The following is a 22,355-nucleotide window of genomic DNA, read 5'->3' as shown; positions in this document are numbered from 1 at the left end:
TGGGTGCCGGATCGTTAGCGGCTCGATGCGGCTCGGTTTCCGGGCCGGACATTTCACGACATGCTGAGGGCATGAGATACGACGACATCGTGATCCCGGACACCCCCGTCTGCCGGGGCGCCTTGGAGGTGGCGACCAGGTATCACTCGCCCTCGTTGCTCAACCACTCCGTCCGCGCCTACCTGTGGGCGGCGGCGTACGCGGGGCTGCACGAGATCGCCTTCGACACCGAGCTCCTGTACGTGTCGTCGATGCTGCACGACATCGGGCTGACCGCGGAGTTCGACAGCCACACGGTGCCGTTCGAGGAGGCGGGCGGGCATGTGGCCTGGGCGTTCGCGGCGGGGGCCGGGTGGCCGGTCGAGCGCCGGGTCCGGGCCGCCGAGGTGATCATCCGTCACATGTGGGACGCGGTGCCACTGGCGGAGGATCCCGAGGGACACCTGCTGGAGCTGTCGACCGGCATGGACATCTCGGGACGGCGTACCGAGGAGATCCCCGCGGAGTTGCGGCAGGAGGTGCTCGCCCGCCATCCGCGGCTGGAGATCGCCAAGGAGTTCGCGGCCTGCGTGACCGAGCAGGGCACCCGCAAGCCGTCCAGCCTCGCGGGCCGGTTCGTCCGGGCGGGCATCACCGACCGCATCGCCCGCAACCCGCTGGATGGCTAGCGCCGACCAGCGCCGACCAGCGCTTCAGCTGGAGCGACGTCTCAGTGGACGACGCGGTGTGCGGCAGGGGCGGGTTCCAGGGTCACCCGGGCCACCGCCGGTACGCGATCCTGATCCAGCGCGCTGCGCATGTGCGGGATCGCCACGCCCGACAGGTGGTCCCTGAGCTCGCTCATCGGCGCCTGCTCGTCCGCCACGAGGCGCAGCCGTACCAGCAGCCGGGCGCCGGAGCCGCCGAGGTCGGCCCCGGCGCTCAGCACGGCGGGGCTGGTCTCGACGTCCGCCGCGACCGCGGTCGTCATGCCCTTCGCGGTGAGGTCGGTGACGCCTCCGGGGCCGGTCTCCAGCCGCAGCGAGTCGCGGCTGTCGCGGCGCCCCTGGACGAACAGCCAGCGCAGGCCGAGCAGCGCCACGATCACGGCCACCAGCGCGATGGCCCACCAGATCCACGGGCTCCAGGCCGCGAAGAACGACCGCACGGAGAAGTTCACGATCGGCGTCAGCGCGCGGGCCCGCCCGAACGCCCCCAGGCCGCGGGCCAGCGCGTAGACGCCGAGCAGGAGCAGCACGATCCCGGTCAGGGCCAGACCCCAGCGGTTGCCGCGGCTCGTTCTGCGGTTCACTTGCGCTCCCTCACGTTGACCTTCACGTGGTACGCCTCGATGGGGCTCAGCGCCACGAGCCTGGACAGCACCGCGGTGTGTACGGCCGCACCGAACCGCTCCCGATCCCACCCGGCGGTGGTCGCGGTGACGGCGGCCGTGTGGCCGCGGACCGAGGCGCGGGCCGCGTGCACGCCCGGAACCCCTTCCGCGGCATGCGCCAGCGCCCTGGCGAAGCTCCTGCGCCGCATGCCGATGATCAGGTCCGCGTCCCCGGTACGTACCGGCACCAACCGCGGCCTGCCGGGCACCAGTGCGGCCACGATCAGCGCCAGCCCGACCAGCGCGACGATCGCGGCGCCGAACAGGAACAGCCCGTTGTTCCACGGAGTGGACGCCGCCCAGCTCAGCATCCGGTCCAGGCTAGCCCACCGCAGCGGCCGCCCGGCGAGCGCCGAGATCGTCTGCGCGGCCACCACCACGCCCAGGATCATGAGCAGCGCGGCCACCACGACGGCGGGCACGGTCCGCCGCGGCCTGAAGGCCCGCATCGCCGCCCGATCCGCCGCCCGCCCGGCGCCGCTCGGGGGCCGGTCCGTCACCTGGCCGATCGCACCGCCCAGCGGCGCCTCCATCGCCTGGTCGCCCAGGGTCGTCGTCACCGGTTCATCCGCCCCGTGGGCTCCGGTACTCATGGCGAAACCTCCGGACTCATGGCGAAACCTCCGGCGGTGTCCGCGGCGGCGGCTTCGGCGGTGCCTGTCGTGCGGTCTCCCGCGAGGTCTCCTGCGGTGCCTCCGGCAAGGACTCCCGCGAGAAGGTCTCCCGCGAGAAGGTCCCCCGCGAGGACCCCCACGTCGGCGCCGGTGGGGCCGTGAGTTCCGCCATCGTGATGTCCACATGGGACACCTGGAGTCCCGTCAGCGCGGCGATCCTGCTCGCCACGTGGCTCCTGATCGCGGCCGCCACCACGCGCAGCGGCATCGGATAGGCCACGGACACGGTCAGCCCGATCTCCACGGTGTCACCCCGCACCGTGGCGCTCGCCGGGCGCGTCCCGCGTAGCCCGCCGCGCTCGATCACCTCGCGCACCCCAGCCACCTCACCGGCGGCATGGCGGGCGATCTTGACCGCCACGCGGTCCGTGACCTCGGTACGGCCACGCCCCTCGGGAGGTACCGCCGGAGTAGGACGCTGCCCCGGCACCAGCACGGCGGACGCCTGAGACGCGGGCGTGTCCGTGGTCATCTCCGCCTCACGGTGAGGTTCGACAGGTTCACCTCGCCGCCCTCCATGATGCGGCCCACCAGAAGACCGATCGCGCCCAGGACGAGCACGAGGAGGAAGGCGCCGAGCCCGCCGATGGCGCCGACGATGCCCAGCACCATGCCTACGGCCATGCCGATCACGGGCAACCATGAGATGTTCATCTTGAGGTCTCCTTCACCGCGTCTTCGGGCCTCTTGTCTGTGGGCACCGTGTTGTCTGTGGACACCGTGTCTTCGGGCACCACGTCGTCGATCCGGATGTTCACCGGACGGTCGCCGGCCAGGTCGGCCACCGCCCGCCGCACCTCTTCCGCAGTCTCAGGCAGTGGGCGGCCGAGGCGCGCCACGATGGCGATGGTCACCTCGCGCTCGTCCACGGAGACGCCCATGAGGCGCTCGCCGGGCAGGTAGGTCGCCACCGTCCCGAAGAGACCGCCCGACAGCCCGGCCACCCCGGCGCAGGCGCGAACCCGCTCGGCGACCGACTGGGCCTCGCTCATCGGGGCCTCGGCCGTCCGGGCGCCACTCGGCTGAGCGTCGCTCGTCCGGGCATCACTCGCCGGGGCGCCGCTCGTCTGAGCGCCGCTCGTCTGGGCCTCGGTCATTGGACCCTGGGCCCCTGCTCCGACTTGCCGCGAGACTGCTCGCCCGCGGCGGTGCCCATCCCGCTCTCCTCCCCGGCGGGTGTGTCCCGCATGGGCATGTGTACGTCGTCGACCCTGATGTTCACCTCGGTGACCTCGAGCCCGCACATGCGCTCGATCGCGTTGATGACGTTCCTGCGCACGGCCCCGGCCAACTCCGGGATCGCGATGCCGTACTCGGCGACCAGGTCGAGGTCCACGGCCGCCTGCCGCTGGCCCACCTCCACCGAGACGCCCTGAGAAAGGCTCTTGTCGCCGCCGACCATGCCGCGCATGGTGCTGAGTGCTCTGGCGGTGCCGCCACCCATGTCGTACACGCCGGACACTTCGCTCGCCGCGATGCCGGCGATCTTCGCGACGACCACGTCCTCGATGGTGGTGGTGCCCTTGTCGGTCACCAGTGACCCGGACGGGCCGCCTTCCATCGTCCTGGCCCGCGGTACCGTGCCCTGCTGATTGACTACCGTGTCAGCCACGATCCGTCACCTCCTGACACTCGATGTGTCACAAAGCCCTCGTAACCTCCAGGCAACCGAAAATGCGCGACAAAACGGACTTTAGGTACGTTTGTGACCGATTCATGAGGCGGGCGGAGGGGGTGGCGGCGGCGATAGCCTTGTCAGGTGCGTATAGCGAGGTTCTCCACAGGCGAAGGCGTGTCGTTCGGCGTGGTCGAGGGTGGCCCGGGTGAGGAGTTCGTGTCCGCGATCTCCGGGCACCCGTTCGGGGACGTCCAGTTCACCGGCGAACGCCACCCGCTGTCCCAAGTGCGGCTGCTGGCCCCGATGCTGCCCAGCAAGGTGGTGGCCATCGGCAGAAACTACGCCGAGCACGCCCGTGAGCTGGGCAACGAGGTCCCGGACGAGCCGCTGATCTTCATCAAGCCGTCCACCTCCGTGATCGGCCACGGCGAGCCCATCGCCTACCCGACGTCGCTGTCCCACCGCGTCGACTACGAGGGCGAGCTGGCCCTGGTGATCGGCCGGCTCTGCCGCGAGGTGCCGGTCGAGCGCGCCAAGGACGTCATCTTCGGCTACACATGCGCCAACGACGTCACCGCCCGCGACCTGCAGAAGAAGGACGTCCAGTTCACCAGGGCCAAGGGCTTCGACACCTTCTGCCCGCTCGGGCCGTGGATCCAGACGGATCTCGACCCCTCCGACCTGGCGCTCACGACGACGGTCAACGGTGAGGTGCGCCAGAGCGGCCGTACCAACCAGCTCATCCACGACATCCCCGCGCTGGTCGCCTACGTCAGCGCGGTCATGACGCTGATCCCCGGCGACGTGATTCTGACCGGCACCCCGGCGGGCGTCGGCCCGGTCGAGGTCGGTGACGAGGTCAGCGTCGGCATCGAAGGCATCGGCACTCTGACGAACAAGGTGGTCTCCCGTGACTGATCTACGGGTGCGTTTCGCCCCGTCGCCTACCGGTATGTTCCACGTCGGCGGCGCCCGTACGGCGCTGTTCAACTGGGCGCTGGCCGAGCAGTCCGGCGGCCGCTTCGTGCTGCGCGTCGAGGACACCGACGCGACGCGCAACCGGCCCGAGTGGACCGAGGGCATCATCTCGGCGCTCGACTGGATCGGCATCAACGGCACCAACCCGGTGTTCGAGGGCCCCTATTTCCAGTCGGCCTACGAGCCGCAGCACCGCGAGGCCGTGGCCAAGCTGCTCGCCGACGGCAAGGCGTACTTCTGCGACTGCACCCGCGAGACGCTCGTCGCCCGCACCGGCTCCGAGCACAAGGGCTATGACGGGTTCTGCCGTGACCGGGGCCTGACCGAGGGCGCCGTCCGCTTCCGCACCTCCGACGAGGGCGTCACGGTCGTCGAGGACGTCATCAGGGGCCGGGTGGAGTTCCCCAACGACGCCCAGGAGGACTTCGTCATCGCCCGCACCGACGGCTCGCCGCTCTACGTGCTGGCCAACGCGGTCGACGACATCACCCAGGGCATCACCCACGTGGTGCGCGGTGAGGAGCACCTGGGCAACGCGGCCAAGCAGCAGCTCCTGTGGCCCGCGCTCGGCGCCAACCCGCCGGTCTGGGCGCACCTGCCGGTGATCGTCAACGAGCAGCGCAAGAAGCTGTCCAAGCGCCGCGACAAGGTGGCACTGGAGGACTACCGCGCCGAGGGCTACCTGGCCGAGGCCATGGTCAACTACCTCATGCTGCTCGGCTGGGGCCCCGGCGACGACCGCGAGATCATGCCGTGGGTGGAGATGATGCCGCTGTTCAAGCTGGAGAGCGTCAACTCCGCCAGCGCGTTCTTCGACGAGAAGAAGCTGCGGGCCTTCAACGGCGAGTACATCCGGGCCCTGCCCGTCGAGACGTTCGAGGAGCGCTGCTCGTCCTATCTCGAGGCCGACTGGGACCGGGAGATGTTCAGCAAGGTCGCGGCGCTGGCGCAGACCCGCATCACCGTGCTGTCCGAGATCAGGCAGAACGTCGACTTCCTCTTCCTCGACGAGCCCGTGTTCGACGAGGCATCCTGGGACAAGGCGATGAAGAACTCCCCGGTGGAGATCCTCGGTGGCTACCTGGAGCGGCTCCAGGGCGTCAGCTGGGACCCCGATTCGCTGAAGGAGGCGCTGGAGCAGGTCGGCGCCGCCCACGGACTCAAGCTGGGCAAGGCCCAGGCGCCCGTACGCGTCGCCGTCACGGGCCGGACGGTGGGCCTGCCGCTGTTCGAGTCGATCGAGGTGCTCGGCCGCGAACGCACCGAGGAGCGGATCCGCGCCGCCCTGGCCCGCCTCCAGGGCTGACGGCAACGATCCGGCGGGCACTCAGGGGTACGGCGCGCCGCCGCGCCCCTGAGCCGGTCGAGCACGCCGGACAGGGGGCAGCGGACAGACGCGGGGAGGTCAGAGGAGGCCGCGGCGCTCCAGCAGCGGCTGGATGCTGGGCTCCCGGCCGCGGAAGTTGCGGAAGGCGGTCAGCGGGTCGATGCTGCCGCCCCTGGACAGCAGCTCGCGGCGGAAGTGGTCGCCGTTCGCCCGTTCCAGACCGCCGTTCTCCTTGAACCACAGGACGCTCTCGGCGTCCAGCACCTCGCTCCAGATGTAGGAGTAGTAGCCGGCGCTGTAGCCCCCCGCGAAGATGTGCGCGAAGTAGTTGGTCCGGTAACGCGGCCGGACCGTCGGCAGGGCGATCCCGGCCGCCTCCAGCGCCGCGGACTCGAAAGCCTCGGCGTCGGCCACCGCCTCGCCCGCGGCCAGCTTGTGCCAGGCCCAGTCGAGGAGCGTCGCGGCCAGATATTCGACCGTCATGAAGCCCTGGTTGAACTTCTCCGCGGCCTTCATCTTCTCCACCAGCTCGGCGGGCATCGGCTCGCCGGTCTCGTGGTGCTTGGCGTAGTTGGCCAGGATCTCCGGCCAGGTCGCCCACATCTCGTTGACCTGGGACGGGTACTCGACGAAGTCGCGCGGCACGCTGGTGCCCGACACGCGGGGGAAGCGCACCTCGGAGAACAACCCGTGCAGCGCGTGCCCGAACTCGTGGAAAGCCGTGTTGACCTCGTCGTAGGTCAGCAGCGTCGGCCCGGAACCCGGCTTGGTGATGTTGAGGTTGTTCATCACGACCGGCAGCTCACCGAACAGGCCCGACTGGTCGACCAGGTTGTTCATCCACGCGCCGCCCCGCTTGTTGGGCCGGGCGTACGGGTCGAGCAGGAACAGGCCGAGCCGGCCGCCGTCCTCGTTGAACACCTCGTAGACGCGTACGTCCTCGTGGTAGCCCTTCAGGTCGGGCCGCTCGGTGAACGTGACGCCGTAGAGCCGCGTGGCCGCGTAGAACACGCCGTCGCGGTAGACGCGCCACAGCTCGAAGTAGGGTCGCATGGCCCCGGCGTCGAAGTCGTAGCGGGCCTGGCGCACCTTCTCCGAGTAGTAGGACCAGTCCCACGGCTCGACCGCGAACCCGGCCTGCTCGGTGAGCGCCTCCGCCTCTTTCTTCGCATTGCGTACGGCCGGCCCGACGAGCTGCCCCAGCATGGCCTCGACCGCCTCCACGGTCTTGGCCGTCTGGTCGGCGACCGTGTGGGCGGCGTGGTTGGGGAAGCCCAGCAGCGCGGCGCGTTCGGCCCGCAGCGTGGCCATCTTGATCGCCAGCTCGAAGTTGCGCGGCGCCCGCTCCACGCTCAGCGTGTAGAGCCTGCGGCGCACGTCGCGGTCGGTGAGCTGGGCCAGCGCCGGCTGGTTGGTGTAGTTGAGCAGCGGCAGGACGTAGCGCCCGTCCTTCGCCAGCGACTGGATCGTGGCCTCGTCGAAGCCGTCGAGATCCTTGGCGTCGTCGACGACCAGCGCGGACTCGCTCAGCGCTTTCAGCAGGTTCTGGGCGAACTCGGTGGACAGCCGGGACAACTCCTCGTTGAGCCGCCGCAGCTCGCCCTGCTCGACCTCCGTCAGGTCGGCGCCGGCCCTGACGAAGTCCTCGCGGTATTTCTCCAGCAGCCACGACTCCTCGGGGTCGTCCGTGGTCACCCGCTTGACGCGGGCCCAGAGCGCGCGGTTGAGCCGGATCGCGTCGCTGTGCTTGGCCAGCGCGGGCGAGATCTGCTTCTCCAGCTCCAGGACGCCCTCCGTGGAGTTGGAGGAGACGATGCTGAAGAAGGCCGCGGACACGCGCTCCAGGATGCGCCCGGAACGCTCCAGCGCGGCGATCGTGTTGTCGAAGGTGGGCGGCTCACCGCTGTCCGCGATCGCCTCGACCTCGGCCAGCCCTTCCGCCATCCCGCGCTCGAACGCGGGGAGGTAGTGCTCCTCGCGGATCTCCTCGAAGGGCGGCAGCTGGTAGGGCAGGCTGCTGGGGGCGAAGAAGGGGTTCTCTGCCAACGCTTGGGCTCCTCCACGTGGTGCTTTGTCCCCCTCAGCTTGGCACGCCCGGCTCTCTTCCGCGCCCTGGAAGAAGGCGGTTCGGCAATCGTTTTGGTCTTGGCGCCCAAGCTGGGCTATTCTTTCGGACGTCGCCTTAACGCACCCCACGGGGTTCGGGCCGGTGGGGTATGGTGTAATTGGCAGCACGACTGATTCTGGTTCAGTTAGTCTAGGTTCGAGTCCTGGTACCCCAGCGCTTAACGGATGTCTCATAGAGGCGTCCGTTTTTTGCTTATGGATGAATTTCGGATGCGGCCGGGGTCGTTCCTCGCCTTCCTGGCTCCCCTCCTGATGCCCCTCGTGCTCTTCTTCCCCGTGTGCCTGCTGCTCGGTGCGATCGTGACGGGCAGCACGGCCGCCGGAGTGCTGATCGGCGCCCTCGGCGTCGGCGCGCTCACCGGCGTGCTGGCGATCAAGCACCGCCGGATGGTGGCGGGCACCGTCGTGCGCTTCTCCCCGCAGGGCGTGGAGCTGGCCGACGCGCACGGCTTCCGCCTCCGGCTGGCGTGGGCCCGGATGGAGCGGATCGACGTCGTGGAGAGCCGGATGGCCAGCCCTCGTCCGATCGGCCGCCTCGGCGGCGTCCGGGTGCGGGCCGACGCCCTGCGGTCCGTCGGGCTGATCGGCTGGGGCGAGCGTGACGTGCCGCCGCGGATACCCCCGTGGATGCGGGCTCAGCTCGCCGCGGTGCCCGTCGATCCGGAGACCGGCCTCCAGTGGCTCGGCATTCCGCTCGGTGCCGTCGATCCACTCTGGGAACGCGGCCCGATGGGCGACTGGGTCCGCCGCCATAGGCCCGATCTGCTGGCCTGATAGTGGTTTGGTGGTGCTCCGAGGGTGCGGTAGAGTTACCTGCGTTGCCGGGGGAACCTGGCAAAATCGCTTGTGGACAGGGTCCCGTCGTCTAGTGGCCCAGGACGCCGCCCTCTCAAGGCGGTAGCGCCGGTTCGAATCCGGTCGGGACTACCACTGCCACAAGCTTACGAAGGTCCCGTCGTCTAGTGGCCCAGGACGCCGCCCTCTCAAGGCGGTAGCGCCGGTTCGAATCCGGTCGGGACTACATTTCATCACCGCTCTCGGTCGCATTTCGCGCCGGGGGCTTTTTCTTTTGCCCGCCCAAGCCGGTGGCCCGTCCAAGCCCGTTGCCCGTCCAAGCCGGTGGCCCGCCCAAGACGTCGCTGGAACGGCGATGGCGCCGCTCCAGCGACTGGAGCGGCGCCATCCCGTACGGAAAGTGCCTAGGAGTTGGAGCGGGCCTTGAACAGCGCCCGCCGCGCCGCCTTGGCGACCTGCTTGTCCGGGTGGACCTGAGAGATCAGGTCCAGCAACTCCTCCACGTGCGCGTGCGGGATCTTCCAGATCACCTCGAGCAGGTTGTTGAGCAGCTCCGGCCCGATGTCCCGCAAGCTCCCGATGAACTCCGACCGGCCGAGCCCGGCCGAGATCGTCCACATGTCGAGGATCAGCCAGTGGGTGTCGTCCTGCGTCGGCTCCGGCGCGCCCTCCACCTGGAGCTGGCTCAGGTGCGTGGCCGCGTAGGGGCGCAGCGAGGACTGCTTCAGCGCCTCCTGCCAGGCCGGGATCGCCGCCTCGCCGAGCGTGCCGACCACGCTGGCCGCCTGCACCCGGATGAGCGCGTCCGACTCGTCCTGGGCGGCGGCCTCCAGCAGCTCCTCGGCTGCCTTGCCGGGCTCGCGCAGCCGCATCCAGTCGGCGAACTCGGCGTCGGCCTCCTCCTCCGGCAGCTCGGCGCTGAGCGCGAGCAGCTCGTGGGCGCTCATCGACTCGATGGCCGGCCGCGCGTCGACCTCGATGTCGGAGTCGTCCACCAGGTGGACGACGCCCTCGGTGCCGAGCGGCGTGAGGCTGACCGTCTGACCGGTGACCTCGACCATGCCGTAGCCGGTCAGCCAGGCGAGCGCCCCGGCGAGCGGGTCGCCCGCCGCCTCCCAGGCGTCGGCGCCCAGCTCGTCGAGCTCCGCGGCCGCCTCGGCCAGCTCCTGGCCGAGCTCCGCGAGGTCGCGGGAGCCGCCACCGAGGAGCAGCCTGACCAGCGCCCCCCGCGTGAGGCCCGCCAGGGCCATGGTGAGGTCCTCGTCGGCCAGTTCGGGGTCGCCGTAGTCGACCGAGTGCAGGCCGAGCATCCAGGCGTCGAGCACGTCCTCGTCGTCGTCGAACGGCCACTCGGACGTGTCGTCCTGGACACCCACGGTGTTGGCGTCACCCGGCTCCAGGAACTCCAGGTCGACGGCGAGGTTCCAGACGTTCCACAGGTGCGGGACGGCCTCGGCGAGCGAGCCCTCGGTCTCCGGCCTGGGCAGTCCGACGGCGGTCAGCGCCTCGGCCACCTCGTCGTCGGAGAGCAGGGTGTCTTCCCCCACCCTGCGCCCGGAGCCCACCCACACGGCCAGGTCGCGCGCCTGGGCGATCAGCGGCACCTCGCGGGCGGCCGTGGCCAGCTCGGAGTCGGGGCGCAGCCTGATCGTGTCGAGGTCGGCCAGCGCGTCGGCGAACGGCTCGAAGTCGCCCAGGTCGCCGATCTCCTCCTCCTCGTCGTCGTCGCCTTCGGCGTCGTCGTCGAGGAGGTCCTCCATCAGCTCGACGAAGTCGTCCTCGACGTCGTCGAGCTCGGCCTGCAGGTCGGAGAGGGAGTCAGAACCCTCGGTGAGCCGTCCGGTCTGCGAGAGGAACGTCAGGTACGCGTCGACGGCCGGGAGCATCCCGTCGGCCGCGGCGTCGGGGTCCTCCACGACCTTGGGCATGCGGTCGAGCAGCAGGTTGCGCAGGTCGGCACGCTTCCACGTGCCGAGATCCTGGGAGAAGGCGAGGCGGTGCCACAGCGCCGCTGGTCCCACGAGCTCGGGGTCGCTCTCGGGCGCGTTGTCGCGCGCCCAGATGATGAACTCTTCGAGCAGGGGTCGCAGCTCAGTGGCGGCTACCTCGATGCGATCTGTCACGCACTCAGGCTAGTGCGCCCGCGAGGCACTCGGCTCCCCAAATAGGCGCTTTTGCTGATCATGACGTGCGGCGCATCGCTTCCGTGATGCGTTCGGCCGCCGCCATGACGGGCACCGCGTGCAGCCGGCCGGGGGCTCTCGTCAGCCGTTCGATGGGCCCGGAAACCGAGACCGACGCGATGACCTTGCCGCCGCTGCCCCTTATCGGCGCGGAGACGCTGGCCACCCCCTGCTCGCGCTCGCCGACACTGTGCGCCCATCCTCTGCGCCGCACCGACGCCAGCGTGGCGGCGGTGAACTTGGCGCCGCGCAGCCCCCGGTGCAGGCGGTCGGGCTCCTCCCACGCCAGCAATATCTGGGCGGCGGAACCCGCCGTCATCGGCAACGCCGAGCCCACGGGCACGGTGTCGCGCAACCCGCTGGACCGTTCGGCCGCCGCCACGCAGACCCGCTCGTCACCCTGGCGCCGGTAGAGCTGCGCGCTCTCGCCGGTGAGGTCGCGCAACTGCATCAGCACGGGCGCGGCCACCGCGAGCAACCGGTCCTCACCCGCCGCCGTGGACAACTCGGAAAGCCGTGGGCCGAGCACGAACCTGCCCTGCGTGTCACGGGTCACGATGCGGTGGTGCTCGAGTGCGACGGCGAGCCGATGGGCCGTGGGCCGGGCCAGGCCGGTGGCCTGGACCAGCTGTGCCAGCGAAGCGGGACCCGCTTCGAGGGCATTGAGTACCAGAACGGCCTTGTCCAGTACGCCGACTCCGCTAGAGTTGTCCATACACCGATACTGACGTCTCGACATATGAGAAGGCAAGTCGGAGGACACTCCCGCGAGGGAGCGCGATGGGGAGCATCGCATCAACCAGGAGGAGATCATGGCCCGCACATTGGCGGAGAAGGTCTGGGAGCAGCATGTCGTGCGCCGCGCCGACGGCGAACCCGACCTCCTCTACATCGACCTGCACCTCATCCACGAGGTGACCAGCCCGCAGGCGTTCGACGGTCTCCGTCTCGCCGGGCGGACCGTGCGCAGGCCTGAGCTCACCATCGCCACCGAAGACCACAACGTGCCGACCGTGCTCGGCCCGATCGCCGACCCGGTGTCCAAGACGCAGGTCGAGACGCTGCGCAAGAACGCCGCCGAGTTCGGCATCCGGCTGCATCCCATGGGTGACGCGGGTCAGGGCGTGGTGCACATCATCGGCCCGCAGTTCGGCCTGACCCAGCCGGGCATGACGATCGTCTGCGGTGACTCCCACACCTCCACGCACGGCGCGTTCGGCGGCATCGCGTTCGGCATCGGCACCTCCGAGGTCGAGCACGTGCTGGCCACCCAGACGCTGCCGGCCTACCGGCCGAAGACGATGGCCATCGAGGTCTCGGGCGAGCTGCCCGTCGGCGTCACGGCCAAGGACCTGATCCTGGCCATCATCGCCAAGATCGGCACCGGCGGCGGCCAGGGCTACATCGTCGAATACCGTGGTGAGGCCGTACGCAAGCTCTCCATGGAGGGCCGCATGACGGTCTGCAACATGTCGATCGAGGCCGGTGCCCGCGCGGGCCTGATCGCGCCCGACGAGACGACCTTCGACTACCTCAAGGGCCGTCAGCACGCGCCGACCGGCGAGGCGTGGGACCAGGCCGTCGAATACTGGAAGTCGCTGCGCACCGACGACGACGCCGTGTTCGACAAGGTGGTCGAGATCGACGCCTCGACGCTCACGCCGTACGTCACCTGGGGCACTAACCCGGGCCAGGGCCTGCCGCTGGACGCGTCCGTGCCCAGCCCCGAGGACTTCGCCGACCCGATCGCCCGCTCGGCGGCCGAGCGGGCGCTGGAGTACATGGGCCTCACGGCCGGCACGCCGCTGCGCGAGATCGAGGTCGACACGGTCTTCGTCGGCTCGTGCACCAACGGCCGCATCGAGGACCTGCGCTCCGCCGCCGAGATCCTGCGCGGCCGCCAGGTCACCACCCGCACGCTGATCGTGCCCGGCTCGATGCTGGTCAAGCTCCAGGCCGAGCAGGAGGGCCTGCACGAGGTGTTCAAGGCCGCCGGCGCCGAATGGCGCGAGGCGGGCTGCTCGATGTGCCTCGGCATGAACCCCGACACGCTCCAGCCGGGCGAGCGCAGCGCCTCCACCTCCAACCGCAACTTCGAGGGCCGCCAGGGCAAGGGTGGCCGCACCCATCTGGTGTCGCCGCAGGTCGCCGCCGCGACCGCCGTCACCGGCCGCCTGACCGCCCCCGCCGATCTCGTTTAGGAGAGCCTTCCGATGGACGCCTTCACCACCCACACCGGTACGGCGGTGCCGCTGCGCCGCAGCAACGTCGACACCGACCAGATCATCCCGGCCGTCTGGCTCAAGCAGGTCAGCCGGACCGGGTTCGAGAAGGGCCTGTTCGCCGCCTGGCGCGAGGACCCGGCGTTCGTGCTCAACGACCCGGTCTACAACGGCGCCTCGATCCTCGTCTCGGGCCCTGACTTCGGCACCGGCTCCTCGCGCGAGCACGCCGTGTGGGCCCTGCAGCAGTACGGCTTCCGCGCCGTGATCGCCGCCCGCTTCGGCGACATCTTCCGCAACAACTCCACCAAGATGGGCCTGCTCCCGGTCGTCCTGCCGGGCGACAAGGTCGAGGCGCTCCAGGCGGCCGTCGAGGCCGACCCGGGGCTGGAGGTGACCGTCGACCTCGTGGAGCGCCAGGTCCGCTGGGCCGGGGAGAGCGTCGGGTTCGAGATCGACGACTACACCCGCTGGCGCCTCATGGAGGGCCTCGACGACATCGGACTGACCCTGCGTCATGCCGACGATGTGGCGACGTACGAGAATGGTCGGCAGCCATGGCTGCCGACGACCGTCTAGAAGACGACGAACTGGCGCGGCGGCTGCGCGAAGCGCACCGCCGCGTCCGCATGCTGCCCGCAGCCGAGAAGGAACGGCTGGGCCGCCGTTACGTCGCGATCTGCGATCTGGCGAAGCGGGATCCGGAAAGGGCGGCGACCCGCCTCGACGCGTTTCTCGCCACACTCGACAGCGATTTCGACACGCCACGCGCACCCGAAAACACGCTCGGTGATTGAGTTCCCCCGCGATCCCGCCTACTTTCGAGCGCGTAAGGGGTTTCTAACGAGAACTCATGAGCTGGAACCCCGAGCCGTAACTGGGGGAGCAGACCTTTATGAACAAGCGGGAACTCGTCGACGCCATCGCAGACCGGGTGGGCGACAGGAGGACGGCCACGGAGGCCGTGAACGCGATCATCGACGCCATCCAGAAGGCGGTCGCCAGCGGAGACAAGGTCTCGATCACCGGCTTCGGCGCGTTCGAGATGGTCCACAAGGGGGCCAGGAGCGCCCGTAACCCGTCTACGGGTGCCGAAATCGCGGTCCCGGAGAGCTGGGGGCCCAAGTTCCGTCCGGGTTCGGACTTCAAGGAACTCGTGAACGTCGGCGGCAAGAAGCTCTCGAAGAAGAAGTAATCACAGGAAGTAGCCGGGCGCCCGGTCCCCTGTCGGGGGGCCGGGCGTTTCCTTATCTCTGGGGGATCCCGGGGATTCCTGGATTCCCGGCGAATCAGGGAGCGGAAAGGTCGACAGCGTTATGTAGGTGATCTCGTCACCCGTCATCGCGAGGCGGACCCGCTGCCCCGAGCGCAGGAGCCGCAGCGGCCCCGCGTCGAAGGCGGGCGTGCCGAACTCCAGCACGGTCCCGTCATCGAGGAAGACCGAGCCGGAACGCGTCACCGGATCGAAACTGCGTACCGTCGCCTGCATGCGGCCCAGCGTAAACGGTGCGTCCGCGCCCAGCGAGACCCCGGCGCGTCACGAAGACGATCACAACTCGCCGCGTCACGCAGGCGGCCACAGTTCGGCGACGACCGCCGCGGTGTGCCGTCCCAGTCCCAGGGCGATGGCGGCCCGCAGATCGTCGGGGGTGTCCACGTCGCGCCTGACCGAGTCGATGTCCTCCGTACACAGCTCCTTGGCGCCGCCCGCCAGGTGCCTGGCCCGCGACTCCCCGCCGAAGCGCGGCGTGAACGGGCGGCCCGGCCGTACCCCGTAGAAGGTGGTGCCGACGTCGAGCGCGTCGGGCACGAAGGACTGGTCGAACTCCGCGGCGCGGGCCAGCGCGGTGGCCAGCTCCGCCGGGCGCAGGGCGGGCAGGTCCGCCTGCAGGGCACCGATCCCGTCGCCGGGCGCGACGCGTACGGCGTGCGCCGCGCCCGTACGCAGAGCGGTGTTCAGGCCGCGGTCGGGGTCGTGCACCACCTCGGCCCCCAGCGCGGTCAGCGGCCCGGCGGCGGCCGGGTCGGCGGTCACCACGATTACCCGGGCCACCAGCGGGCAGGAGAGCGCCGCCGCGACGGTGTCGCAGGCGACGGCGACGGCCAGCCGGGTGCGGTGCGGACCCGTGGCGGCCGCCAGTCGAGTCTTGGCCGCGACCAGCGTCTTCACCGGAATGACCAGTGACCAGCGGATGCTCATAGGGTTAAGCATCGCGCCTCGACATCCCATGCGGCCAACCGGGAGACTTGGGGCGCAGACCGTAGGAGGAGATCATGAGCCGCCCCACGCGCCCATCGCGTTTCTGGGAGACCCTGGCCGTAGTGATCGTGAAACCACTGTCATGGCTCCTGATCAAGAAGGACTGGCGCAGGGGCGAGCGCATTCCTCGCACAGGCGGCATCATCATCGCGACGAACCACCTCTCCTGGACCGACCCCGTGCTGCTGGCGCACTTCCTCTACAACAACGGGCGGTGGCCGGTCATCCTGGCCAAGGCCACGCTGTTCAAGGTGCCGTTCCTGGGCAACGCCGTCCGCTCCCTGCGGGCCATCCCCGTCGAGCGGGGCAGCGACGAGGCGGCCAAGTCGCTGCACGAGTCGGCGGCGCGGCTGAAGGACGGCGCCGCGATCCTCTTCTATCCCGAGGGCACCTGCACCCGGGATCCCGACCTGTGGCCGATGGTCGGCAAGACGGGCGCGGCCAGGCTGGCGCTGGAGAGCGGCGCACCGGTGATCCCGGTGGCCCACTGGGGCGCGCACGAGCTGCTGCCCTATGGGGAGAAACGGCCAAGGTTGTTCCCGCGCAAGACGTTCCGCGTGATGGTGGGGCCGCCGGTCGACCTGTCGGCGTACACAGGGCAGGAGCCGCAGGCCGACGTGCTGCGCGCGGCCACCCACGACATCGTGATGGCGATCACCGAGCAGCTCGCCGCGTTGCGCGGGCAGCAGGCTCCCGCGGCCCCCTACGACCCGGCCGGACGGTGATGGCATGACGAAGGTCGCGGTGTTCGGCACCGGATCGTGGGGCACCACGTTCGCGATGATCCTGGCCGAGGCGGGCAACCACACTGTGCTGTGGGGCCGCCGGCCGGAGCTGGTCGCGGGGATCGAGCGCGGTCACGCCAACCTCGACTACCTGCCCGGCGTGGCGCTGCCCCCGTCGCTGCGCGCGACGACGGACCCGGCCGAAGCGCTCGACGGCGCCGACTTCGTGGTGCTCGCCGTGCCGTCGCAGTCCCTGCGGCCCAACCTGGCCGCCTGGCGTGAGCACATCCCGCGCGACGCGGTCCTGGTCAGCCTGATGAAGGGCATCGAGCTCGGCACGACCAAACGGATGAGCGAGGTCATCCGCGAGGTGGCGGGGGTGCACGAGGATCGGGTCGCCGTCGTCTCGGGCCCCAACCTGGCCAAGGAGATCGCCCAGCGCCAGCCCGCCGCCACGGTCGTGGCCTGCGTGGACGAAGGGGTCGCCGCGCGCCTGCAGGCGGTCTGCCACCTGCCGCCGTGGTTCCGCCCCTACACCAACACCGACGTGGTCGGCGTCGAGCTCGGCGGTGCGGTCAAGAACGTGATCGCGCTGGCCGTCGGCGTGGCCTCGGGCATGGGTATGGGCGACAACGTCGGCGCCATGCTGATGACCAGGGGACTGGCCGAGATCTCCCGGCTGGGCGCGGCGCTCGGGGCCGACCCGCACACGTTCGCCGGTCTGGCCGGGATGGGTGACCTGGTGGCGACCTGCACCTCACCGCTGTCGCGCAACCGTACGTTCGGCGAGAACCTGGGCCGCGGCATGACGCTCGCCGAGGTCATCGCCGCCACCAGGCAGACCGCCGAGGGCGTCAAGTCCTGCGAGTCCGTGCTGGAGCTGGCCAGGAAGCACGACGTGGAGATGCCGATCACCGAGGTCGTGGTCGGCGTGGTGCACGACGGCATGTCGCCGAGCGAGGCCGGAATGCTGCTCATGTCCCGCTCGCCCAAGCCCGAGCGTTACGGCGTATGACACGTCTTCCGCTTGCCTGATTTGTGGTCCGGCGTGCGTATGGCGACGTCATCCGCGCGCTTGACTCGCTGTGCGGCGTACGCGCCGGTAGATTCGGACCTCATGAGCAAGCCACGCGTCGCCGTCGTTTTCGGAGGTCGCAATTCCGAGCACGCCGTGTCCCTGATGGGAGCCGGCAGTGTCCTGGAGGCGATCGACAGGAGCAAGTACGAGGTGATCCCCATCGGGATCGCCCAGGACGGCAGGTGGGTGCTGGCCGCGTCGGACCAGCGGTTCGCCATCGAGGCGGGCGAGCTGCCCGCCGTCGACACCACGGGCGCGGCCCTGGCGTTGCCCTCCGGCAGCGCCTCGCTGGTTGCCTACGACCCGGGCAGCATCCCGGTCGAGCTGGGCAGCGTCGACGTGGTCTTCCCCGTCATGCACGGCCCGTTCGCCGAGGACGGCACGATCCAGGGCCTGCTGGAGATGGCCGGCGTGCGTTACGTCGGCTCCGGCGTGCTGGCCAGCGCGGTGGGCATGGACAAGGCCCACATGAAGACGGTCATGGCCGCCGCCGGACTGCCGATCGGACGCCATGTGGTGGTGCGCGAGCGCGACTGGCGGCTCTACCGGGAGCGGGTGCTGAAGGAGGCCGAGGAGCTCGGCTGGCCGGTGTTCGTCAAGCCCGCCAGGGCCGGGTCGTCACAGGGCATCTCCAAGGCGCACGACCGGGCCTCGCTGGAGCGGGCCGTCGAGGTCGCCCGCGAGCACGATCCCAAGGTGCTCATCGAGGCCGCCATCGAGGGGCGCGAGATCGAGTGCGCGGTGCTCGAGTCACTCGGCGACGAGCCGGCGATCGCCTCGACGCCGGGCGAGGTCAAGGTCCAGGGCGGTCAGGAGTTCTTCGACTTCGAGGCCAAGTACTACCCCGACCAGATGTCGCTCACCGTGCCCGCCGACCTCCCGGAGGCGGTGGCCGAGGAGCTGCGGGAGATGGCCGTACGCGCGTTCGAGGCGCTCGACTGCGAAGGGCTGTCGCGGGTCGACTTCTTCTACACGCCCGAGGGGAAGCTGATCTTCAACGAGATCAACACCATGCCCGGGTTCACCTCGCTGTCGGTGGCGCCGCAGCTGTGGGCCGCCTCGGGGCTGTCGTACCCGGCGCTGGTCGACCGGCTCATCCAGCTCGCCCTGCACCGTTCACCCGGGCTGCGCTGACTGACTACGGGGTGGGCTTCTGGGAGGCCGACGCCTGGCTGATCGGCCCCGAGAGGTCCGCGAGGACCGAGGGGGCGACGTGGGTGCCCGCGATCGTGACCTCGACATAGGCGGGGTCTGCGATCGCGGTGTACAGGGTCGGCTTGTCGGGGTCGGCGAACCAGCCCACGCCGTCGATCTCCTGCAACGTGTCGGTCGGGGACATCCGCGCCGGGCGCGGCACACCGCAGCGGAGCGCGATCTCCGCCTCCCCCCAGACCGTGACGTACGGGGACGCGGGCGTGGACTCACCGCGTGCGGCGCCGTCAAGCGTCTTGGGCAGCCGCCCGGCCAGCCTCTCGCAGGCCGCCGCCGCCTCCCCCTGAGGCTTCGGCGGCTCCACGCGAACGGCGCCGCCACACCCCGCGAGGATCAGCAGGGCGAGCAGGACAGTGGTGCGGCGCATGAACTAGATTTACCTCAAATATGGACGATCGGGCACGTCAGAGTACGTGTGATGCCCTCCACGGCCTGAATCTGGGCGACCACCAGCTTGCCCAGTTCGTCGACGTTGTTGGCCTCCGCGCGCACGATCACGTCGTAGGGGCCGGTGACGTCCTCCGCCTGCGTGACTCCGGGAATGCCGGAAATCTCGCGGGCCACGCTCGCGGCCTTGCCGACCTCGGTCTGAATAAGGATGTAGGCCTGCACCATTACGTCCTCCCGGGCGATTCGATCACGCCGAAGGGCCACCGTACCCTGTGTGCGTCAGGAGGTGCGTCATCACAGTCGGAGATCTCGGCGAATTCGGAGCGGTGTCTCGTATTTCCGGGCGTTTGCCGCAAGGTGCGACGGTTCTCCTCGGACCGGGCGACGACGCCGCAATGGTAAGGGCGCCCGACGGGCGCGTCGTGGTGTCTACGGACCTGCTACTCGAGGGTAGGCACTTTCGCCGCGATTGGTCCAGCGGCTATGACGTGGGGCGCAAAGCCGCAGCTCAGAACCTTGCCGACGTGGCCGCGATGGGGGCCGTGCCGACGTCCATCGTGGTCGGCCTGGGGATGCCCGCGGACCTGCCGGTGGAGTGGCTCGACGCGCTCGCCGACGGGTTCCGCGACGAGTGCGCGATCGTGGGAGCGAGCGTCGTGGGCGGCGACATCGCGCGCGGCGACCTGGTCGTCATCGGGGTGACGGCGCTCGGCGATCTGGGCGGCCGAGCGCCGGTGACCCGGTCGGGCGCGCGCCCCGGGCAGGTGGTGGCGGTGGCCGGACGCCTTGGGTACGCCGCCGCGGGGCTGGCACTGCTCGAATCCGGCTGGCCGCCCAGCCAGCCTTCGGAGCCGAGCCGTGTGGAGGGGATGCCCCTCTCTCCGCCCTTCTCTCCGCAGGGAGAGGCGCTCTGGGAGGCCGTGGCCGCGCATCGGCGGCCGTGTCCGCCGTACTCCTCGGGGCCCCAAGCCGCGGAGCTGGGGGCGAGCGCGATGCTCGACGTGAGTGACGGCCTGCTTCAGGACCTCGGGCACATCGCGGCGGCCAGTGGCGTACGCGTCGAGCTGGACCCGGCCGCGTTCGTCGTTGGGGAGCCGGTGGCGGCGGTGGCCGAGCGGCTGGGGGCCGATCCGCTGGACTGGGTGCTGTCGGGCGGTGAAGATCACGCGCTCGCGGCGGTGTTCCCCGCCGGAGTGGCGCTGCCGCCTCCGTGGCGAATCGTGGGGGACGTAGTGGCAGGTCAGGGAGTTCACGTCCGAGGGCGTGAAATTGGTCACGCCGGATGGGATCACTTTGCGTGACAAGCCGCCGCGATTTGTGTAAGGTTTGGCGGATTTGGGGTGTGACTACCGGGATTACTGGGACAAAGCCGTAGTAAAGGTGTTATGAAGATTGGCGGCCACTGTAACCTGCAGAAAGGGCAGCCATATGGGCCGCCACGGCACAGGTGGATCCGACGACGAGGATGAATGGGGGAACGAGGGCTCCGACGATTCACAGGAGGACCCCAGGTTCACCACCGACCCCGCCGCGAGGTGGGCCGCCGTCCCGGATCCGACCGCCAAGAGCGCCTTCTGGGGCCCGGACGAGCCAGGAGCCGAGCCACCCGGCTGGCCCTCGCCGCCCGACCAGGTGGAGGTGACGGGCCAGTGGGCGCCGATGCCGAAACGGGAAGGCGGACCGGCCCCGACCGGGCCTGCTCCCGGCGTACGGCCTGACCCGTTCGAGACGACGGGCGCGTTCGCGCCGCCGCCGCGGTCGAAGGCCGCCGGCCGGCCCCCGGAGTCGTCCTCCGAGCCCCCGAGCATGTTCAGCCGCCCAGAAGGACCCACGGGCGGTTTCACCCGCCCCGAAGGACCCGCAGGGGGCTTCACCGGGCCCGAAGGGCCCGCACGCGGCTTCACCCATCCGGAAGGGCCCTCAGGCGGCTTCACTCGCCCCGAAGGGCCCTCGGGCGGCTTCGCTCACCCGGAAGGACCCGCGGACGGCTTCACCCGGCCCGAAGGAGCTTCGGTCCTCCCCTTCATGCGTCCCGACGGGTCAGCCACGCGGCCCCAGGGGCGTCCTGAGGGCTCTGGGGCGTTCCCAGAGGGGCCTTCCGAGACCACGGGGGCCTTCATCATGCCCCCCGAAGGTGGGTTCAACCAGCCGCAGCAGCCGCCGGCGGGCGGTGCCGGACAGTCCGACCGTCCCGAGGGGCCGTTCGAGACGACCGGCGCCTTCACGCGTCCGGAATGGGACACCCCCGGCCGGCCATCGGGACCCGCCGGCGAGCCCGGCTCGAACGAGACACGTGACTTCAACGAGCCCTTCGGCGCCACCCAGGTCTTCGGTTCCACCGAGGTGTTCGGGCCGCCGTCGAACGAGCCGCCCGCGCCGGGCGACATCAAGGTGTACGGCGCGCCGACCATGGTCGACGCGCCCACGCCCGCCTGGGCGGACAGCGCCGACAACGGCTTCCTCGGCTCGGGCTGGTCGTCGGACGAGCCGATCGACGAGCCCGAGCCGCGCCGCCGCCGTGGCCGCAAGAAGCCGCCCGCCGACCCCGACGTGCTCGCCGCGCCTCCCAGTGGCGGGCGGGGCAAGGTGGCGCTGCTCTCGGTCGCCGCCGTGGCGGTCGTCCTCGGCGGTACTGTCGCCGGCGTCAAGATGATGAGCTCCTCGAACGATCCGGCCAAGTGCGCCGGCGCCACCTGCGCCGCCGTACAGGTGACCAACCAGCCGGGTGCGAAGCCCAGCGAGTCCCCGGCGGATGAGGAGCCCACGGAGGAGCCCTCCGAGGAGCCGACCAAGGAGGAGACCAAGGCCGCCGACACCCCGAAGCCGTCGGCCACGGTCAACGTGCACACGCCGCACCGTAGCGCCTCCCCGACACCGACGCCGACCAAGACGAAGACGAAGAAACCGGTCAAACCCACGAGGGAGCCGGCCGACCCGAGCCCGACGGAGAGCCCCACGGAGGAGCCGACCGAAGAGGCCACGACGGTCAACAACCCCGACACCCAGACCGGCACTGTCACGACGGCCCCCGTACCCACCGACCCGGCCCAGGCCGCGGGCGGTCAGTCGGTGAGCCTGAACTTCGACGTGACCAACCAAGGGCTGGTCGGCTACACCGCGCACCTGGACGTCGTCAATTCCTCCCTGGCGGCGCTGCCGTCGCTCACGGTCTCCCTGCCGATCCGCGGCCGGGTACTGGACGTGAAGGGCGCCGGGTGGACGCAGGACGGGGATCAGCTGATCATCGACCTGCCCGAGTCGCTCGCCGAGGGCGGCACCGCCCAGCTGACGATCTCGGCCACGGGCCGGGGCGCCGCGCCGGCGAACTGCGGCCTGGTGGGCGGGGACTGCGCCGTCAGCTAAGCAGCCATGCCGGTGGGGGAGGGGCCGTCAG

General features: G+C 70.3%; 26 protein-coding genes and 3 tRNA genes. 16 read left to right on the top strand and 13 right to left on the bottom strand.

Going from position 1 to position 22,355, the window contains the following annotated elements:
• The first annotated feature begins 71 nt into the window (after nucleotides 1–71).
• A complete protein-coding gene (locus tag ACGFJ2_RS14030) occupies nucleotides 72–668 on the top strand; it encodes a cyanamide hydratase (protein WP_393467944.1) in 597 nt (198 codons plus the stop codon).
• Nucleotides 669–709: 41 nt separating this feature from the next.
• Here ACGFJ2_RS14030 and ACGFJ2_RS14025 read toward each other — a convergent pair whose 3' ends face one another.
• The 6 genes from ACGFJ2_RS14025 to ACGFJ2_RS14000 are packed head-to-tail and all read right to left on the bottom strand — an operon-like array spanning nucleotide 710 to nucleotide 3,607.
• Nucleotides 710–1,291: an alkaline shock response membrane anchor protein AmaP gene (locus ACGFJ2_RS14025; protein WP_393467941.1), complete on the bottom strand. Its 582-nt coding sequence runs from the start codon at nucleotides 1,289–1,291 to the stop codon at nucleotides 710–712.
• Nucleotides 1,288–1,965, bottom strand: a complete 678-nt coding sequence (locus ACGFJ2_RS14020) for a DUF6286 domain-containing protein (protein ID WP_393467938.1) — start codon at nucleotides 1,963–1,965, stop codon at nucleotides 1,288–1,290. Before ACGFJ2_RS14020 ends, ACGFJ2_RS14025 begins: the two co-directional genes overlap by 4 nt.
• Before the next feature lie 16 nt (nucleotides 1,966–1,981).
• Entirely contained in the window at nucleotides 1,982–2,518 is a 537-nt protein-coding gene (locus ACGFJ2_RS14015) for an Asp23/Gls24 family envelope stress response protein (RefSeq protein ID WP_393467935.1), read from the bottom strand.
• Nucleotides 2,515–2,700, bottom strand: a complete 186-nt coding sequence (locus ACGFJ2_RS14010; RefSeq protein WP_357950385.1) for a hypothetical protein — start codon at nucleotides 2,698–2,700, stop codon at nucleotides 2,515–2,517. Before ACGFJ2_RS14010 ends, ACGFJ2_RS14015 begins: the two co-directional genes overlap by 4 nt.
• On the bottom strand, nucleotides 2,697–3,143 hold the full coding sequence (locus ACGFJ2_RS14005) for a hypothetical protein (protein ID WP_393467932.1): 447 nt from the start codon (nucleotides 3,141–3,143) through the stop codon (nucleotides 2,697–2,699). Before ACGFJ2_RS14005 ends, ACGFJ2_RS14010 begins: the two co-directional genes overlap by 4 nt.
• A complete protein-coding gene (locus tag ACGFJ2_RS14000; RefSeq protein WP_357950760.1) occupies nucleotides 3,140–3,607 on the bottom strand; it encodes an Asp23/Gls24 family envelope stress response protein in 468 nt (155 codons plus the stop codon). The genes ACGFJ2_RS14005 and ACGFJ2_RS14000 overlap by 4 nt, the downstream gene beginning before the upstream one ends.
• Before the next feature lie 198 nt (nucleotides 3,608–3,805).
• On the opposite strand from ACGFJ2_RS14000, the gene ACGFJ2_RS13995 reads away from it, so the two are divergent.
• On the top strand, nucleotides 3,806–4,582 hold the full coding sequence (locus ACGFJ2_RS13995) for a fumarylacetoacetate hydrolase family protein (RefSeq protein WP_225291995.1): 777 nt from the start codon (nucleotides 3,806–3,808) through the stop codon (nucleotides 4,580–4,582).
• Nucleotides 4,575–5,948 (top strand): glutamate--tRNA ligase, encoded by a 1,374-nt coding sequence (gene gltX / locus ACGFJ2_RS13990; protein WP_357950391.1) that lies wholly within the window; start codon nucleotides 4,575–4,577, stop codon nucleotides 5,946–5,948. The genes ACGFJ2_RS13995 and gltX overlap by 8 nt, the downstream gene beginning before the upstream one ends.
• 99 nt (nucleotides 5,949–6,047) lie before the next feature.
• Here gltX and ACGFJ2_RS13985 read toward each other — a convergent pair whose 3' ends face one another.
• Entirely contained in the window at nucleotides 6,048–8,015 is a 1,968-nt protein-coding gene (locus ACGFJ2_RS13985) for a M3 family metallopeptidase (protein ID WP_393467929.1), read from the bottom strand.
• A 164-nt stretch (nucleotides 8,016–8,179) separates the two neighbouring features.
• Here ACGFJ2_RS13985 and ACGFJ2_RS13980 point away from each other — a divergent pair.
• The 4 genes from ACGFJ2_RS13980 to ACGFJ2_RS13965 all read left to right on the top strand — a co-directional run bounded on the left by ACGFJ2_RS13980 (nucleotide 8,180) and on the right by ACGFJ2_RS13965 (nucleotide 9,117).
• A tRNA-Gln gene (locus ACGFJ2_RS13980) sits at nucleotides 8,180–8,251 on the top strand.
• Between the two features lie 40 nt (nucleotides 8,252–8,291).
• Entirely contained in the window at nucleotides 8,292–8,870 is a 579-nt protein-coding gene (locus tag ACGFJ2_RS13975) for a hypothetical protein (RefSeq protein ID WP_357950397.1), read from the top strand.
• Between the two features lie 80 nt (nucleotides 8,871–8,950).
• Nucleotides 8,951–9,026: transfer RNA gene (locus tag ACGFJ2_RS13970), tRNA-Glu, on the top strand.
• A gap of 18 nt (nucleotides 9,027–9,044) precedes the next feature.
• A tRNA-Glu gene (locus ACGFJ2_RS13965) sits at nucleotides 9,045–9,117 on the top strand.
• Between the two features lie 178 nt (nucleotides 9,118–9,295).
• Here ACGFJ2_RS13965 and ACGFJ2_RS13960 read toward each other — a convergent pair.
• Together ACGFJ2_RS13960 and ACGFJ2_RS13955 are read right to left on the bottom strand one after the other, a co-directional pair.
• Nucleotides 9,296–11,014: a hypothetical protein gene (locus ACGFJ2_RS13960; RefSeq protein ID WP_358178404.1), complete on the bottom strand. Its 1,719-nt coding sequence runs from the start codon at nucleotides 11,012–11,014 to the stop codon at nucleotides 9,296–9,298.
• 58 nt (nucleotides 11,015–11,072) lie between these two features.
• A complete protein-coding gene (locus ACGFJ2_RS13955) occupies nucleotides 11,073–11,789 on the bottom strand; it encodes an IclR family transcriptional regulator (RefSeq protein WP_357950403.1) in 717 nt (238 codons plus the stop codon).
• A gap of 97 nt (nucleotides 11,790–11,886) precedes the next feature.
• On the opposite strand from ACGFJ2_RS13955, the gene leuC reads away from it, so the two are divergent.
• The 4 genes from leuC to ACGFJ2_RS13935 all read left to right on the top strand — a co-directional run bounded on the left by leuC (nucleotide 11,887) and on the right by ACGFJ2_RS13935 (nucleotide 14,491).
• The gene (leuC, locus tag ACGFJ2_RS13950; protein WP_357950406.1) at nucleotides 11,887–13,275 is read left to right on the top strand and encodes a 3-isopropylmalate dehydratase large subunit; all 1,389 of its coding nucleotides are present in this window, start codon (nucleotides 11,887–11,889) and stop codon (nucleotides 13,273–13,275) included.
• Nucleotides 13,276–13,287: 12 nt separating this feature from the next.
• The gene (gene leuD, locus ACGFJ2_RS13945; protein WP_357950408.1) at nucleotides 13,288–13,875 is read left to right on the top strand and encodes a 3-isopropylmalate dehydratase small subunit; all 588 of its coding nucleotides are present in this window, start codon (nucleotides 13,288–13,290) and stop codon (nucleotides 13,873–13,875) included.
• The gene (locus ACGFJ2_RS13940; protein ID WP_357950411.1) at nucleotides 13,854–14,093 is read left to right on the top strand and encodes a hypothetical protein; all 240 of its coding nucleotides are present in this window, start codon (nucleotides 13,854–13,856) and stop codon (nucleotides 14,091–14,093) included. The genes leuD and ACGFJ2_RS13940 overlap by 22 nt, the downstream gene beginning before the upstream one ends.
• Nucleotides 14,094–14,191: 98 nt before the next feature.
• Nucleotides 14,192–14,491, top strand: a complete 300-nt coding sequence (locus ACGFJ2_RS13935; RefSeq protein ID WP_225291986.1) for an HU family DNA-binding protein — start codon at nucleotides 14,192–14,194, stop codon at nucleotides 14,489–14,491.
• On the opposite strand, the gene ACGFJ2_RS13930 is transcribed toward ACGFJ2_RS13935, so the two are convergent.
• Nucleotides 14,492–14,785 (bottom strand): hypothetical protein, encoded by a 294-nt coding sequence (locus ACGFJ2_RS13930; RefSeq protein ID WP_393467922.1) that lies wholly within the window; start codon nucleotides 14,783–14,785, stop codon nucleotides 14,492–14,494. It abuts the gene before it with no gap.
• Nucleotides 14,786–14,860: 75 nt separating this feature from the next.
• A complete protein-coding gene (gene cofC, locus ACGFJ2_RS13925) occupies nucleotides 14,861–15,496 on the bottom strand; it encodes a 2-phospho-L-lactate guanylyltransferase (protein ID WP_393467919.1) in 636 nt (211 codons plus the stop codon).
• Nucleotides 15,497–15,570: 74 nt separating this feature from the next.
• Between cofC and ACGFJ2_RS13920 the strand changes: the two genes are divergently transcribed.
• The 3 genes from ACGFJ2_RS13920 to ACGFJ2_RS13910 all read left to right on the top strand — a co-directional run bounded on the left by ACGFJ2_RS13920 (nucleotide 15,571) and on the right by ACGFJ2_RS13910 (nucleotide 18,493).
• Complete coding sequence (locus ACGFJ2_RS13920; RefSeq protein ID WP_393467916.1) at nucleotides 15,571–16,281, top strand: lysophospholipid acyltransferase family protein; 711 nt, start codon at nucleotides 15,571–15,573, stop codon at nucleotides 16,279–16,281.
• A gap of 4 nt (nucleotides 16,282–16,285) precedes the next feature.
• Nucleotides 16,286–17,296, top strand: a complete 1,011-nt coding sequence (locus tag ACGFJ2_RS13915; protein WP_393467913.1) for an NAD(P)H-dependent glycerol-3-phosphate dehydrogenase — start codon at nucleotides 16,286–16,288, stop codon at nucleotides 17,294–17,296.
• A 102-nt stretch (nucleotides 17,297–17,398) separates the two neighbouring features.
• Nucleotides 17,399–18,493, top strand: coding sequence for a D-alanine--D-alanine ligase family protein (locus ACGFJ2_RS13910; RefSeq protein WP_357950426.1), 1,095 nt, complete (start codon nucleotides 17,399–17,401; stop codon nucleotides 18,491–18,493).
• Between the two features lie 4 nt (nucleotides 18,494–18,497).
• Here ACGFJ2_RS13910 and ACGFJ2_RS13905 read toward each other — a convergent pair whose 3' ends face one another.
• Nucleotides 18,498–18,938: a DUF3515 domain-containing protein gene (locus tag ACGFJ2_RS13905; protein ID WP_393467910.1), complete on the bottom strand. Its 441-nt coding sequence runs from the start codon at nucleotides 18,936–18,938 to the stop codon at nucleotides 18,498–18,500.
• Between the two features lie 14 nt (nucleotides 18,939–18,952).
• Nucleotides 18,953–19,186: an Lrp/AsnC family transcriptional regulator gene (locus ACGFJ2_RS13900; protein WP_225291979.1), complete on the bottom strand. Its 234-nt coding sequence runs from the start codon at nucleotides 19,184–19,186 to the stop codon at nucleotides 18,953–18,955.
• Between the two features lie 101 nt (nucleotides 19,187–19,287).
• Here ACGFJ2_RS13900 and ACGFJ2_RS13895 point away from each other — a divergent pair, with 101 nt between their 5' ends.
• A complete protein-coding gene (locus ACGFJ2_RS13895) occupies nucleotides 19,288–20,262 on the top strand; it encodes a thiamine-phosphate kinase (protein ID WP_393467907.1) in 975 nt (324 codons plus the stop codon).
• A 127-nt stretch (nucleotides 20,263–20,389) separates the two neighbouring features.
• On the top strand, nucleotides 20,390–22,324 hold the full coding sequence (locus ACGFJ2_RS13890) for a hypothetical protein (protein WP_357950435.1): 1,935 nt from the start codon (nucleotides 20,390–20,392) through the stop codon (nucleotides 22,322–22,324).
• Nucleotides 22,325–22,355: the final 31 nt, after the last annotated feature.

The sequence above is a fragment of the Nonomuraea sp. NPDC049028 genome, from assembly GCF_043197735.1.
Taxonomy (GTDB): domain Bacteria; phylum Actinomycetota; class Actinomycetes; order Streptosporangiales; family Streptosporangiaceae; genus Nonomuraea.
This window is presented reverse-complemented; position numbering and strand designations above follow the sequence as displayed.

Coding starts and splice junctions, on each gene's coding strand:
- ACGFJ2_RS14030 (WP_393467944.1), top strand. CDS start 72: ATGAGATACGACGACATCGTGATCCCGGACACCCCCGTCTGCCGGGGC.
- ACGFJ2_RS13905 (WP_393467910.1), bottom strand. CDS start 18,938: ATGCGCCGCACCACTGTCCTGCTCGCCCTGCTGATCCTCGCGGGGTGT.
- cofC (WP_393467919.1), bottom strand. CDS start 15,496: ATGAGCATCCGCTGGTCACTGGTCATTCCGGTGAAGACGCTGGTCGCG.
- leuD (WP_357950408.1), top strand. CDS start 13,288: ATGGACGCCTTCACCACCCACACCGGTACGGCGGTGCCGCTGCGCCGC.
- leuC (WP_357950406.1), top strand. CDS start 11,887: ATGGCCCGCACATTGGCGGAGAAGGTCTGGGAGCAGCATGTCGTGCGC.
- ACGFJ2_RS14015 (WP_393467935.1), bottom strand. CDS start 2,518: ATGACCACGGACACGCCCGCGTCTCAGGCGTCCGCCGTGCTGGTGCCG.
- ACGFJ2_RS13940 (WP_357950411.1), top strand. CDS start 13,854: ATGGCTGCCGACGACCGTCTAGAAGACGACGAACTGGCGCGGCGGCTG.
- ACGFJ2_RS14020 (WP_393467938.1), bottom strand. CDS start 1,965: ATGAGTACCGGAGCCCACGGGGCGGATGAACCGGTGACGACGACCCTG.
- ACGFJ2_RS13930 (WP_393467922.1), bottom strand. CDS start 14,785: ATGCAGGCGACGGTACGCAGTTTCGATCCGGTGACGCGTTCCGGCTCG.
- ACGFJ2_RS13890 (WP_357950435.1), top strand. CDS start 20,390: ATGGGCCGCCACGGCACAGGTGGATCCGACGACGAGGATGAATGGGGG.
- ACGFJ2_RS13935 (WP_225291986.1), top strand. CDS start 14,192: ATGAACAAGCGGGAACTCGTCGACGCCATCGCAGACCGGGTGGGCGAC.
- ACGFJ2_RS13910 (WP_357950426.1), top strand. CDS start 17,399: ATGAGCAAGCCACGCGTCGCCGTCGTTTTCGGAGGTCGCAATTCCGAG.
- ACGFJ2_RS14005 (WP_393467932.1), bottom strand. CDS start 3,143: ATGACCGAGGCCCAGACGAGCGGCGCTCAGACGAGCGGCGCCCCGGCG.
- ACGFJ2_RS13955 (WP_357950403.1), bottom strand. CDS start 11,789: ATGGACAACTCTAGCGGAGTCGGCGTACTGGACAAGGCCGTTCTGGTA.
- ACGFJ2_RS14010 (WP_357950385.1), bottom strand. CDS start 2,700: ATGAACATCTCATGGTTGCCCGTGATCGGCATGGCCGTAGGCATGGTG.
- ACGFJ2_RS13915 (WP_393467913.1), top strand. CDS start 16,286: ATGACGAAGGTCGCGGTGTTCGGCACCGGATCGTGGGGCACCACGTTC.
- ACGFJ2_RS13920 (WP_393467916.1), top strand. CDS start 15,571: ATGAGCCGCCCCACGCGCCCATCGCGTTTCTGGGAGACCCTGGCCGTA.
- ACGFJ2_RS13900 (WP_225291979.1), bottom strand. CDS start 19,186: ATGGTGCAGGCCTACATCCTTATTCAGACCGAGGTCGGCAAGGCCGCG.
- ACGFJ2_RS13975 (WP_357950397.1), top strand. CDS start 8,292: ATGGATGAATTTCGGATGCGGCCGGGGTCGTTCCTCGCCTTCCTGGCT.
- ACGFJ2_RS14000 (WP_357950760.1), bottom strand. CDS start 3,607: ATGGAAGGCGGCCCGTCCGGGTCACTGGTGACCGACAAGGGCACCACC.